The sequence below is a fragment of the Streptosporangium amethystogenes subsp. fukuiense genome (assembly GCF_042665875.1).
Classification (GTDB): Bacteria; Actinomycetota; Actinomycetes; order Streptosporangiales; family Streptosporangiaceae; genus Streptosporangium; species Streptosporangium fukuiense.
The window spans coordinates 7287005-7299665 of the sequence record NZ_JBHTEE010000001.1 but is presented as its reverse complement, the minus strand read 5'-3'; the positions used below and the strand labels follow the sequence as shown (position 1 = coordinate 7299665).

The 12661-nt window shown below is 70.0% G+C and carries 11 protein-coding genes; 6 read left to right on the top strand and 5 right to left on the bottom strand.

Annotation, left to right across the window (positions count from 1 at the left end; genetic code table 11):
- Positions 1-44 precede the first annotated feature (44 nt).
- The 4 genes from ACFQVD_RS32395 to ACFQVD_RS32380 all read left to right on the top strand — a co-directional run bounded on the left by ACFQVD_RS32395 (position 45) and on the right by ACFQVD_RS32380 (position 4008).
- Positions 45-1037 carry a MinD/ParA family ATP-binding protein gene (locus tag ACFQVD_RS32395; RefSeq protein ID WP_343971570.1) on the top strand — a complete coding sequence of 331 codons (993 nt, stop codon included), beginning with the start codon at positions 45-47 and terminating at the stop codon, positions 1035-1037.
- Positions 1037-1798 (top strand): hypothetical protein, encoded by a 762-nt coding sequence (locus ACFQVD_RS32390; RefSeq protein WP_343971573.1) that lies wholly within the window; start codon positions 1037-1039, stop codon positions 1796-1798. Before ACFQVD_RS32395 ends, ACFQVD_RS32390 begins: the two co-directional genes overlap by 1 nt.
- A gap of 138 nt (positions 1799-1936) precedes the next feature.
- Entirely contained in the window at positions 1937-3223 is a 1287-nt protein-coding gene (locus ACFQVD_RS32385) for a hypothetical protein (RefSeq protein WP_343971576.1), read from the top strand.
- Between the two features lie 2 nt (positions 3224-3225).
- On the top strand, positions 3226-4008 hold the full coding sequence (locus ACFQVD_RS32380; protein WP_343971579.1) for a glycoside hydrolase family 16 protein: 783 nt from the start codon (positions 3226-3228) through the stop codon (positions 4006-4008).
- 115 nt (positions 4009-4123) lie between these two features.
- Here ACFQVD_RS32380 and ACFQVD_RS32375 read toward each other — a convergent pair whose 3' ends face one another.
- Positions 4124-5875: an ABC transporter ATP-binding protein gene (locus ACFQVD_RS32375; protein ID WP_343971582.1), complete on the bottom strand. Its 1752-nt coding sequence runs from the start codon at positions 5873-5875 to the stop codon at positions 4124-4126.
- Positions 5876-5986: 111 nt separating this feature from the next.
- Positions 5987-6499 (bottom strand): GNAT family N-acetyltransferase, encoded by a 513-nt coding sequence (locus tag ACFQVD_RS32370; protein ID WP_343971584.1) that lies wholly within the window; start codon positions 6497-6499, stop codon positions 5987-5989.
- Positions 6500-6647: 148 nt separating this feature from the next.
- Between ACFQVD_RS32370 and ACFQVD_RS32365 the strand changes: the two genes are divergently transcribed.
- Both ACFQVD_RS32365 and ACFQVD_RS32360 read left to right on the top strand, forming a co-directional pair.
- Entirely contained in the window at positions 6648-8072 is a 1425-nt protein-coding gene (locus ACFQVD_RS32365) for an LCP family protein (RefSeq protein WP_343971587.1), read from the top strand.
- A gap of 77 nt (positions 8073-8149) precedes the next feature.
- On the top strand, positions 8150-9145 hold the full coding sequence (locus ACFQVD_RS32360; RefSeq protein ID WP_343971590.1) for a GlxA family transcriptional regulator: 996 nt from the start codon (positions 8150-8152) through the stop codon (positions 9143-9145).
- Here the strand turns inward: ACFQVD_RS32360 and ACFQVD_RS32355 are convergent.
- From ACFQVD_RS32355 to ACFQVD_RS32345, 3 genes are all read right to left on the bottom strand, one after another.
- Positions 9131-10492: an ABC transporter substrate-binding protein gene (locus ACFQVD_RS32355; protein ID WP_343971593.1), complete on the bottom strand. Its 1362-nt coding sequence runs from the start codon at positions 10490-10492 to the stop codon at positions 9131-9133. The two genes, ACFQVD_RS32360 and ACFQVD_RS32355, sit on opposite strands and share 15 nt — an antisense overlap.
- Before the next feature lie 185 nt (positions 10493-10677).
- Positions 10678-11058, bottom strand: coding sequence for an ArsR/SmtB family transcription factor (locus ACFQVD_RS32350; RefSeq protein WP_343971596.1), 381 nt, complete (start codon positions 11056-11058; stop codon positions 10678-10680).
- Between the two features lie 89 nt (positions 11059-11147).
- Positions 11148-12563, bottom strand: a complete 1416-nt coding sequence (locus tag ACFQVD_RS32345) for an MFS transporter (protein ID WP_343971599.1) — start codon at positions 12561-12563, stop codon at positions 11148-11150.
- Between the last annotated feature and the right edge of the window lie 98 nt (positions 12564-12661).

The window sequence follows — 12661 nt, the reverse complement described above, 5'->3', positions numbered from 1 at the left end:
CGTATCCCTTCCCCACGATCGCTCTCTGCGAAAGGACCTTGGCAATGACGGATATCTCCCCCCACATCCAGGCATCGCCGCCCGCTCCAGCCGAGCAGTTCCACGAAACGGTCCCGCTCACCGCGGAACACCTGCTCACCAACCGCCGTCCTGAGCCCGCCGGAGGATGGCGCCGCCTCGTCTGGCAACTCTCCGGCAGGCGCTTCATCCCCGCGGAGTCGGCGGCGGAGTTGGAACGACGCACGCTGATGGCGTATGCACAGACCCCCGTCGCGAGCGGGCACCACCGGATCGCGGTCATGAGTCTCAAGGGCGGGGTGGGCAAGACCACGACGACCGTCGCCCTCGGCAACACCCTGGCCTCCCTGCGCGGCGACCGGGTGATCGCGATCGACGCCAACCCCGACCGCGGGACCCTGGGCCTCAAGGTCAAGTCCGAGACGGCCGCGACCATCCGCACCATGCTGGCCGAGGCCCCGCACATCCTGCGCTACGCCGACGCGCGCGCCTTCACCTCGCAGTCCCCCGCCCGGCTTGAGGTCCTCGCCTCCGACACCGATCCGGCCGTGAGCGAGGCCTTCAACGCCGAGGACTACCGCACCGTCGCCGGCCTCATCGAGCGTTACTACTCCATCTGCATCACCGACTGCGGTACCGGCCTGCTGCACGGGGCCATGGGCGCGACGCTGGAGCTGGCCGACCAGATCGTGCTGGTCAGCCTGGTCGCGGTGGACGGGGCGAGCTCCGCCGCCGCGACGCTGGACTGGCTGACCGCCCACGGCCACGCCGACCTGGTCAGGAACGCCATCGTCGTGCTGAACGCCGTGGAGGCCAAGTCCGACGTGGACCTGGAACTGCTGGAGCGCCACTTCACCTCCCGCTGCCGCGCGGTGATCCGCATCCCCTACGACCCGCACCTCAAGGAGGGTGCCGAGGTTGACCTGGTCCGCCTGCGGCCCACGACCCGAGGCGCCTACCTGCGCCTGGCCGCGGCGGCCGGGCAGACGTTCAACCAGCGCACCGATCGGAGCCACTAGTGCGCCCTGTCGCCGACGATCCCGCGCTGAACTGGGATCTGGGCCCGCCGCCGAGCGCCCGGCGCCGGATGGTCATCGTGGTCGTCTCGATCGTGGGGGCGATCCTGCTGGCGGTCGCGGCATGGCAGCTCCTACGCCCCGAGGCCGAGACCGTGAACGCCTCCGCGACCATCGGGAACGCCGGGGAGACCGTCGTGCTCGCCCCACCCTCCGGTTACGAGGGCGCGGCCGGCTACCCCGTCGGATTCCCCCACAACGAGGTGGGCGCGATCTCGGCCGCCGCCGCCGCGCTGGAGGCTGCGTGGACCCTGGACGCCGCACAGGCCGAGCAGGCGGCGCTGCTGTACGCGGCACCCGAGCAGCACGACGCGGCACGGGCCGGCGCCCGCGAGGCCGTCGCCGGATGGCGCGAGATCCTCGGCCTTCCCAAGGACGGGGCGCTACCCGACGGCGCCGCCATGCGGACACGGACGGTCGGCGTCCAGTGGAAACCTCGCGGCCAGGATCAGATGCAGGTCTCGGTCCTGGTCCAGGTGACCGCCACCAGGGGCGTCGGGGACACCGAACCGACCTTCTCCAACTCGTACGCCATCAGCCTGCTCATGCACTGGCAGCCCGGCATGCGCGGCACGGACCAGGGCGACTGGGTCAACATCCCCGACCCACTGGCGACCTCCGTACCGCCGGTCGCACTGCCGGGCACCCCCGAATTCACCACCGCCGGCTGGAAGCCCATCTCCGGCCCGAAATCCACCCCATAGACCCAGGAAGAGCCATAAATGCCCCCACGTAGCTCGTCCCGGCGAGGCACCTTACTCTCCGGCCTCCTGTTAGCCGCGGTATCCGCGACGACAAGCGCGATCATCGCCCAGCCGTGGGCCGCCGCGGCGGATCCCGGCGTGAGCACCACCTCAGCCCCGATGCAGGAGGCGCTCCCCAGACAGGAGGCCGCCTCAGAGGTCGTGATCCCCTCCGCCCCGAGGGAGAGCTCCCCGCCCACCCAGACCAGGGAACCCCGGGTCACCCAGGAGAAGCCGACGGAAGAGCCCAGACGCTCCACCACCGAACCCCAGGAACCCAGGCGCTCCACCACCGAACCCCAGGAACCCAGACGCTCCACCGCCGAGCCCCAGGAACCCAGGCGCTCCACCGTCGAGACCGAGGAGTCCGCGCCGGCGACCCGCAACCGCCCCGGTACGCGGAACGCCGCGCCCGCCCCGCAGGAGGACGTCCCCACCGAGGAGTCCACGATGAGCCGCCAGTCCTCGGCGGCTCGGCAACCCACGCGGACCGGGACCACCGTAACGACGGAGCCGGCGCCCCCCAGGACGCGTCCGACCGAGGAACCACCCGCGAACACCACCAAGCGCACCACCGCGCCGACGACGACCCCGAAGCCCACCAACCCCCCCGGGAGCACCAAGCCGTCGGCCACCGCGCCGAACCCGCCGTCCGCGACGCCGGCCCCCTCCGGCACGGCCGGGACCCCCGCGCCGAAGCCGAGCGGGACGGCCACCAACCCGGCCGCGACCCCGCCGGCCAGCACCCCCAGTCCCACGAAGCCGACACTCCCGAAGCCGACACTCCCCAAGCCAACGCTCCCGAAGCCGACACTCCCCAAGCCGACACTTCCCAAGCCGACGCTCCCGAAGCCGACACTTCCCAAGCCGACGCTCCCGAAGCCGACGTCGAACCCGCCGAAGCCCTCGGCGAGCCAGCCCGCCACCCCCATCCCCACCACCCCCGCCACGCCACCGCGCACCGGCACACCGAGTCAGCCGCCGCACACGCCACAACCCGCCCCCACGCAGACCGGCCTCTACGAGCCCACCCTGCTGAGCGAGTGGGTCCGCGACAACCAGCCCCAGACGGAGACCTCCCCGCAGACCGCCGTGCCGCCGCCCTCGTTCAAGCGCTCCGCCTCGGAGGCGTGCGACCCCGCCGACATCGCCTCGTGCTGGAGCCTCGCGCCCTGGCGAAGCCGTACCGCGGAGTCCTCTGACGCCCTGCCGGCCTCGGAGCAGGGGTCGTCGGTGTCGAACGCGCCGCGCTGGGTGTTCGCACCGCCCGCCCGGTCCGCCCAGCCGCTGTTCAGCCCGATGAGGGTGGCGGCCCCCAGCCCAACGGCCGTCGGCTGCTGGAGCTTCAGTCCCTCCAAGCTCTGCGCCAGATCCTGGGAGGAGTAACCATGATCACCAGATCCCACGTGCGGGTGGCCGTACTCAGCATGGTGGCCGCGCTGGCAGTGAGCACCCTCAGCGCGGCCCAGGGAGAGGTGGTCTCCGCGGCGCCCTGCGCCCCCGCCACGACCGGCGAGGCCAGCGCCGCGCAAGCCCTCAACTGGGGGACGCCGTCCTGGTGCGCGGAGTTCGACGACTACCTCAACGAGTCCGACTGGGTGTTCTACGACTCGGCCGGGCACGCGGGTAACGGCCGCCGCTCTCCGCAGCAGCTCTACCTCGGCAACGGGGCGCTCTACCTGTACGGCCGTGAGGACGGGACCACGGCCGGGCTGGCCGCCCGTCACGCCCAGGCCTACGGGCGCTGGGAGACCCGCATCCGCCTGTATCCGGGCGCCGGGTCGTACCATCCCGTCGCCCTGCTGTGGCCGAAGGACGGCGGCGGCAACGTACAGAGCTCCACCGGCGAGGAGGTGGACTTCCTGGAGGTCATCGACGATCCGAACAGGCAGCGGCCGAACTTCTTCCTGCACACCCCGCAGGGACAGGAGCAGGCCCACGCCAACATCGACATGACCACCTGGCACACCTACGCCGTGGAGATCACCCCCAATAGCGTCGTCGGCTACATCGACGGGCAGGAGTGGTTCCGCTCCGGCAACGCCACCCGCAGTTCGATGTCGGTCTGCCTGCAGCTGGACTGGTTCCCGGGCCAGGGCAGCTCGGGAGAGGCGTGGATGGAGGTGGACTGGCTCCGCATCTACCCGTCCGGGACGGGTGCCGCGGGCTGACCCCACCTCGGTAGGGCAGGAGGGTGCGGGACATGAGTCCCGCACCCTCCTCATGTTCCCGGACGGACCGCTCCGGGACCGGCTGGTCCGTGGGAAACGGACGGCCGGAAGGCGCTCAGGCGAGCTGGGCGCCCTGCAGCCCGGCGTAGGCACCACGCAACCGCATCAGCTCGTCATGGGTGCCCATCTCCTGGATCCCGCCTTCGCGCATGACCACGATGCGGTCGGCGCCGCGGATGGTCGACAGCCGGTGAGCGACGACAAGGACCGTGCGCCCGGCGACCAGGCGGGTCAGCGCCTCCTGGACGAGCGCCTCCGAGCGGGTGTCCAGGGCGGAGGTGGCCTCGTCCAGGATCAGCACGCGTGGGTCGCGGATCAGGGCTCGGGCGATGGCCAGACGCTGGCGCTGGCCGCCCGACAGACGGGCGCCCCGCTCGCCGACGACCGTGTCGAGGCCGGCGGGGAGCCGGTCGATGAACTCCAGCGCGTTGGCGTCCTGGAGCGCCCGCCGCACCCTGTCGGAGGGGACGCCGGCCATGCCGTAGGTGACGTTCTCCCTGATGCTGCCCTCGAACAGGATCGACTCCTGCGGTACGACGGACAGGAACCTGCGGTAGGTCCGCAGGTCCAGCGTCTCCATGTCACGCCCGTCCAGCAGGATCCGGCCGGAGGTGGGCCGCACGAAGCCGATGACGAGGTTGAGCACCGTCGACTTGCCCGCCCCCGACGGGCCGACCAGCGCGATCGTCTCTCCGGGGGCCACCGTGAGGTTGAAGCCGGTGACCGCGGCGTCCTCGCCGTAGGAGAACTCGACGTCACGGAACTCGATCTCGCCGCCGACGGAGACGACCTGCTCCTTGCCCGCGTTGTGCTCCAGGTCGGGCGCCTGGAGCACCTCGCCGATGGACCGTACGGATGCCAGTCCCTTGCTGATCACCGGGGTGAGGCTGAGCAGGGAGGTGACGGCGGAGGTGAGGGTGGCGAAGAAGGTGGTGAGCATGACCACGTCGCCCGCGGTGATGGGGATGACCTGGTAGTAGGCGACGAGCGCGGAGCCGGCGAGGAAGACGACACCGAGCGTGTTGAGCAGGATCCAGGCCAGCGCGCCGAAGCTGCCGTTGAGCAGGTCGAGCCGGAGCCCCTTGCGCAGCACCTTGGTCAGCGTGCCGTCGACGCGGTGCAGGGCGTCCTGTTCCAGACCGTGCGCGCGGGTGATCGGGATGAGCGTGGTCATCTCGCTGACCCGGGTGGACAGCTGCTCGACCTCGCGGCGGAAGCTCTCGTTGTCGTCGCGCAGCCGGGTGCGCATCCGCATCACGAGCAGCGCGGCGGCGGGTACGACCACCAGGAAGACCGGCATCGCGGCGGGCACCCGCACGGCGATCACCACCAGGCCCCCGGCCAGCATGGTGAGCGCGGACAGGCCCATGTCCGCCGCCTGCTGGCTGGTCTGCTCCACGCTCTCGACGTCCCGGATGACCTTGGTCTGGAGTACGGCGGCACTGACCCGCGAGTGGTAGCCGATGGAGAGCTGCTGCATGCGGCGGCAGAGCGCGGAACGCAGGTCCGTCCCCATCCGGCGGATGGCTCCGTGCAGGCAGCGGACGTAGAGCAGATGGAAGGGATAGTTGAGGAGCAGCAGGACGAGCAGCACGCCCGCGTTGACCCATAGGTGCGCGATCGGGCCGTGATCGACCACGATGTCGACGACATTGGCCGTGATCAGTGGCAGCAGCCAGGTGGGGCTGTGCTTGAGGAGGAAGGCGAAGACCGCCACGAGCAGCCTGAGGCGGTCCTCCCGGAAGAGATAGGCGAGCGTACGCGTTGGATGCTCACCGCGGTAGCGGTGATCGAGAGCGCCAACCACAAATCCCCCAAATAATGGTAGATCTCCGGTCAATCCTCTCGTACCGAAATTTCGCCCGCGTGACATGCCCGCGCGTACCGCCACCGGACCGCCCCGCCTGTCGCGGGCCGTTCAGCCCCTCGCGGAGGGGAGCCTCATCTCCAGGATCTGGCCGGGCCAGTCGCCGACCCTGAAACTCTCGGTCCTGGTGAAGCCCTGGCTCTCGTAGTACGCCACCAGGCGGCCGTCGTCGCCGCCGTAGCAGTCCACCCGCAGCAGCGCGACCTTTCGCTCGACGGCCTCGGCCCTGGCCCGCTCCAGCAGGGCCGAGCCGACCCCGCGGCCATGGAACCGCTGGTCGATGACCAGCCCCTGGACGTACAGCTCGGGCTCGGAGGCGGGGGTGACGTAAGGCATCGCGGAGCCCACGACCAGGCATCCCGCGGGCCGGCCGTCGAGTTCGGCGACGCGCATTCCGCCGGACGTCGCCCATGAGGTGACACTCTCCACGCGGGCCGCGTCAGTCGAGAACGGTTCGCTGCCCCACTGACCGGTGCGTCCCTGGGCGGTCAGCCAGGCCACCGCGCTGTCGAACATCGCCAGGACAGCCGGTACGTCGCCGAGATGCCCGTCACGGATAATCACCGGCGGATCGTAACAGGACATGCACCCCTATACGGGATATGCCGCGTAAAGGATCTCAACGCACCGGAAGATCAGTACACTCGGCGACGGCCGGAATACGGCTCCTCGGTCACGGGCGCACGCCGTGGCCCTTCCTCCCGGGAGTCACGTGAGCAACGAAGTGATCGGCGCGTTCCCCGAGCCGCCGGCGGTTCCACCTGGCCGGCGCTCGTTCCGCCCTGGCCGCAGGTGGCTGTGGTGGCTGGTGGCCGCCGTCACCGCCGTGCTGCTCGTGGCGGGCGGGACCGTGGCCGGCGCGTACGTCAAGCTGACCGGCAACGTCAAGCACGTCGAGGTCGCCGCGGAGGACCTCGGACGCCGACCGGCCAAGGTGGCGACCAGTGCGATGAACGTCCTGATCGTCGGCTCGGACCAGCGAAACGGCAAGAACGCGAGGTACGGCCGGGTGGCGGGCGAGCGGACCGACACCATCATGCTCGCGCACATCTCGCCGAAGCGGGACAACGCGATGGTCATCAGTTTCCCGCGCGACTCGATGGTCCAGCTCCCCGCCTGCCGGGCCAGGCAGGGACTGCCAGGGCAACAGCCGCACCTGGGAATGATCAACGAGTCGTTCAACTCCGGCGGCATCACCTGTACCTGGAAGACCGTCGAATCGCTCACCGGCATCCACATCGACCACTTCGTGAAGGTCGACTTCACCGGCTTCAAGGACATGGTCGACGCGGTCGGTGGCGTGGAGATCTGTGTACCCGAGGCGATCGACGACAAGAAGGCCCTGCTCCACCTGGCCGCCGGGCGCCAGAACCTCGGAGGCGAGCAGGCCCTGGGCTACGTACGGGCCCGCTACAGCCTGGGCGACGGATCGGACATCGGACGCATCCAGCGCCAGCAGATGTTCATCGCCTCCATGGTCAAGAAGGTCATGAGCGGTGAGACGCTCACCGACCCGGCCCGGCTGTTCGGCTTCCTGGACGCGGCGACGAAGTCGGTCACCACCGACCCCGGCCTCACCCCCGGCGTCATGAAGGACCTGGCCACCAGCGCCGAGGGGCTCGCCGCCGGACAGATCCACTTCATCACCACCCCGTGGCGCTACTCGCTGGTCCATCCGGGCCGGGTGGAGTGGGTCGAGCCACAGAGCGGCAAGCTGTTCCGTATCGTCGCGACGGATCGGGCGATCGCCGGCTCCGGAGTCAGGGGCGGTCAGTCCAGGGTGCCCCGATCGAAGATCCAGGTAGAGGTGCGCAACGGAACCATGCGGTCCGGGCTGGCCACCGGAGTGGCGGTCCAGCTGGAGGAACGGGGCTACCACGTCGCCAGGATCGGCGACGCTCCGCACAAGCCGTACCCGGCGACCACGATCGCCTACTCGCCGAACGGCACCGCCAAGGCGCCCACCCTCAGCCGCGACCTGAACGTCTCCACCCCCAGGCCCGTCTCCTGGGCGACCACGGGAAGGCTCATCCTGACGATCGGTGACGACTGGAAGGGCCTGAAGCCGCTTCCCCGCAACGACAACGAGAGCCTGAAGGGGTTCGACGCGACCCACGACTCGTGCACCGGCGCCTGACGCGCCGTGAACCCCGCCACCGGTCACCGCGGTCCCGGTGAGGATGGCCCGCATCCGCCATATGTGAGAATCAGGCCATGCACAGGGTCGTCGTGTTCGCCTTGGACGGTGTGATCCCCTTCGAGCTGGGCATCCCGCCGCGCATCTTCGGTATCGCCAGGAGCCCCGAGGGCGAGCGGCTCTACGAGGTGCTCACCTGCACCGTCGACGGCGCCCCGGTGCGCACCGACGCCGACTTCTCGATCACGGTGGACCACGGGGCCGAGGTCCTGGCCGACGCGGACACCGTGGTGATCCCCGCCACCCACGCGCTCGGCTCCGCCTCCACCGAGGGACGGCTCACCGGGCCCGTGGCCGACGCGATCGCGCTCGTCCGGCCGGGCACCCGCCTGGTCTCGATCTGCACCGCCGCCTACGTGCTCGCGGCGGCCGGACTGCTCGACGACCGTCCCGCGACCACCCACTGGAGCCACACCGAGCACTTCCAGAAGCTGTTCCCCCGGGTCAGGGTCAACCCGGACGTACTGTTCGTGGACGACGGGGATGTGCTCACCTCCGCCGGAGTGGCCGCGGGGATAGACCTCTGCCTGCACATCGTCCGGCGCGACCACGGCACCGAGGTGGCCAACCGGGTGGCCAGGCGATGCGTCGTGCCGCCGTGGCGCGACGGCGGCCAGGCCCAGTTCATCGAGCGCCCGCTTCCCGCGCCGACCGCCACGACGACCGCGGCGACCAGGGCCTGGGCGCTGGACCGGCTGCACAAACCGCTCCCTCTCAGCGAGCTGGCCGCCCACGCCCGGATGAGCCGCCGTACCTTCACCCGGCGCTTCCGCGACGAGGTGGGCCTCAGCCCCGGGCAGTGGCTCATCCTGCAGCGGGTGGAGCTGGCCCGCCGGCTCCTGGAGAGCAGCGACCTGCCGGTGGAAGGCATCGCCCTGCGGGCCGGGTTCGGCACCGCGGCCTCGCTCCGCCAGCACCTGCAGGTGGTCGTCGGCGTCTCGCCGTTGGCCTACCGCCGCACGTTCCGGCCCGTGGAGGCCGCACCGGACCCGGAGCCGTCACCGGCTGCGTGACCACTCCTCCTGCAGGCGGTCCGCCGCCTTCTCCGGGGTGAGCGTGCCGCGGGCGACGTCGAGGATCACATCGCCCTCCGCGCGCTCCAGGAACACCTCGTCGGGGACGTTCAGCGAGCCGCCACCCCGGATGAGTTCCTGGAGCGCGGCGTAACCGTCCTTACCCTCCTGGGTGGCGAAGACCGACGACTCCACCTTGAAGTCCGCAGCCGCGGGGGCCATCGTCAGATCCCCGGCCCAGCTGGAGACGCCGTCGCCCACGGTCAGGAATTCGATCAGTGTGGCCGCCTCGGCCACGTACCTGGAATTCCTGGGGACGGCCAGGCCCACCTCGGCCGTACTGCGGGCGGCCGGCCTGGCGTTCGGCAGGACAGTGGGGAAGGGGCCGGCTCCGATCCTCTTGACGGAGACCCTGCCGGTCTTGCGATAGGACGTGGACAGCATCGAGCTCTGAGCTGAGCCGTCCACCAGGAACAGCGCCTTGCCGGAGCGGAAGAGTTCGGCCGGGCCGTCGCCCCTGAGGGCCAGCATGGACCTCGCCAGCACGCCCCTGTCGAACATCGACTCATAGGCGGTCAGGGCCGAGACCATCTCGGCGCTCTTCCATGACTTCCGGCCGGCCAGCAGGTCGTCGGAGAGGGTCGGGTGGGTCTGGCCCGCGATGGTGAACAGCAGTTCCTCCTGCGGGCGCGGCTCGCCGGAGAAGACGATCGGCTGGAGGTCGGGGATCTCCTTCCTGACCCGCATGACGATGGATTCGAGATCGGCGATCGTCGTGGGGAACGACTCCCCGAGCTCGGACAGGAGAGCCGCGTCGTAGTACATGACCGCACCGGCGGTGGATCCCATCGGGACCGAGTAGAGCCTGCCGTCCTTGGCGGCCTGTTCCGTCTGCTTGACCACGGCCGGGTCGAGTTCCCCGAGCAGGTCGCCGCCGACCTTGTCCTTCCAGTCCGCGACCGGGCGGAGCCGGTCCTTGACCGCGCCGGTCATGGTCGGGATGTGGATGCCGACGACGTCGAGTGCCCTGTCCGCCCGGTCGTCGTCGAGTGCCTTGGACAGCCGCTTGTGGTAGCCGACCTCGTCGAAGGTGCGCAGTTCGACCTTGATGCCGGGATTCGCCTCCTCGAAGGCGGCGAGCGCCGCCTTCAGCCCGGCCTCGGGCGGGGAGAAGGTCCAGTACTTCAGGGTGACGGGCCCCGCGGGCTTCTCGGCCGGTTTCTCCGTGGGTTTGGAAACGGACTGCTCGACCGGTTTCCCGCCTTCGGCCGCCCCGCCGACGCCGCAGGCGGTCAGCCCCAGGGCGAGGGCGGCGGTCAGGGCGAACACGCGACTTGTACCACGCATGCATACCTCCAAAAGGATCACGGTGCGGGTGACGGTGTTCAGCCCGGCGAGCCTGATCACAGTAGATCGTGAAAAAAGATCTTATGTGCTCCTCTGCCGCGACGACGGGCCCTGAAACCCGCTGCGCCCCGCGCCCCTGCCGCGAACCGCGCGGCGAACCCCGGTGACAACCGGACGGGCCGCTCTCAGCCCTCGACGATCTCGTGACGGAGGTGCTCGCGACTGAGGTCGAGGAGCATCCTGACATGGGCGTCGGCGAGACGGTAGTAGATCATCCGACCGGACCGGCGGCCGGCCACGATGCCCGCCGTCCGCAGCAGCCTCAGGGCGTGCGACACGGCGGTGTCGCTGACCTCGACGGTCTCGGCGAGGTCGCAGACACACAGCTCGCCCGCCTCGAGCAGCGCGTACAGCAGCTGCGCGCGGGTCTGGTCGCCCAGCAGCCTGAACAGGTCGGCGAGCCGGGCCGCCTCGCTCGGGGTGACAAGACGATCCCGTGTCGCCGCCACCCTGGCCTCGTCGGGCTCCACGGTCACGCACGTGTCCAGACCGGCGACGACTTCCATGGGCGAACTCCTGAACAGATACTCAAATGATAACGACTATCGTACCAAGTCGCCCGGACGGCGGCGGGGCCGCGAGCCCGGCTGGACGGTCAGCCCTGTTTGGCGCTCAACGGCTGGGCGATGTCCTCCAGCCCCCTGCCCTCGGCCTTGACCCCGAGGAACAGCTCCACCAGCCCTGCGATGATCATGAGAGTCGCGCCGATACAGAAGGCCAGCGCCGTGTCACCGGGTCTGCCGCTCTTGACCAGGTTGGCGAAGACCAGCGGCCCGGACACGCCGCCGGCGAAGGTGCCGATCGCGTAGAAGAACGCGATCGCCATGGCCCGGGTCTCCATCGGGAAGATCTCGCTGACCGTCAGGTAGGCCGCGCTCGCCCCGGCGGAGGCGAAGAAGAGCACGACGCACCAGCAGGCGGTGAGCGTGACCGCGGTCAGCACCCCCTGGTCGAACAGCCAGGCCGTGCCGAGAAGGAGCACCCCGGATCCGATGTAGGTGCCGGAGATCATGGGGATGCGGCCGACCGTGTCGAACAACCGCCCGAGCAGGAGCGGGCCGAGGAAGTTGCCGACCGCGATGACCGCGAAGTAGTAGCCGGTGTGGGTGACGATGCCGAAGAAGGTCGACAGGATCTGCGCGTACCCGAAGGTGACGGCGTTGTAGAGGAACGCCTGGCCGATGAAGAGCGCCAGACCGAGGACCGTGCGCTTGGGGTAGCGGGCGACCATGGTGTGCGCGATCCGCCCGAAGCCGATCGACTTGCGCTGGTGGATGGTCATCGACCGCGAGGGCTCGTCGAGCGGGATACCCTCCTCGCGCTCGATCCGCTCCTCCACCTCGTCGACCAGCCTCTCGGCCTCCCGGTCGCGGCCGTGGATGAACAGCCAGCGGGGACTCTCCGGCACGTGTCTGCGGACCAGCAGGATGGCCAGGCCGAGCACCACTCCCAGGCCGAAGGCGACGCGCCAGCCGATGTTCAGCGGGAGGTTGTCGAGCAGCGGCACGGTCAGCAGCGCGCCTCCGGCGGCGCCGAGCCAGTAGCTGCCGTTGATGATGATGTCGATCCTGCCGCGATGGCGGCTCGGGATGAGCTCGTCGATGGCCGAGTTGATGGCCGCGTACTCGCCACCGATGCCGAAACCGGTCAGGAACCGGAACAGGAAGAACCACCAGGCGGAGAAGGAGAACGCCGTCGCGGCGGTGGCGACCAGGTAGACGGCCATCGTGATCATGAACATCTTCTTCCGGCCGAACCTGTCGGTGAGCCAGCCGAAGAACAGCGCCCCGAGACACGCCCCCGCCACGTAGAGGGCCGCGGCCGTGCCCGCGACCTGGGCCTGGGTGATCGCCAGGCCGCTGCCCTCCTTGGCCAGCTGGGCGGAGAGGTTCCCGATGATCGTCACTTCGAGGCCGTCGAGGATCCAGACGGTGCCGAGGCCGACGACGATCATCCAGTGCCATCGCGACCACGGCAGCCGGTCCAACCTCGCGGGGACCTTCGTGGTCACGGTCCCTGTCTGAACGTCGCTCACGACAGGATCGGCTACCCCTGCATGACCGGCTTATGCCGGTGTGAGACGCGCCGTTTCACCGGTCCCCAGCTGCA

What these genes read in the sequence shown, in the direction of transcription:
- ACFQVD_RS32395 (WP_343971570.1), top strand. Translation starts at nt 45, where the DNA reads ATGACGGATATCTCCCCCCACATCCAGGCATCGCCGCCCGCTCCAGCC.
- ACFQVD_RS32350 (WP_343971596.1), bottom strand. Translation starts at nt 11,058, where the DNA reads ATGGAAGTCGTCGCCGGTCTGGACACGTGCGTGACCGTGGAGCCCGAC.
- ACFQVD_RS32380 (WP_343971579.1), top strand. Translation starts at nt 3,226, where the DNA reads ATGATCACCAGATCCCACGTGCGGGTGGCCGTACTCAGCATGGTGGCC.
- ACFQVD_RS32355 (WP_343971593.1), bottom strand. Translation starts at nt 10,492, where the DNA reads ATGCGTGGTACAAGTCGCGTGTTCGCCCTGACCGCCGCCCTCGCCCTG.
- ACFQVD_RS32360 (WP_343971590.1), top strand. Translation starts at nt 8,150, where the DNA reads ATGCACAGGGTCGTCGTGTTCGCCTTGGACGGTGTGATCCCCTTCGAG.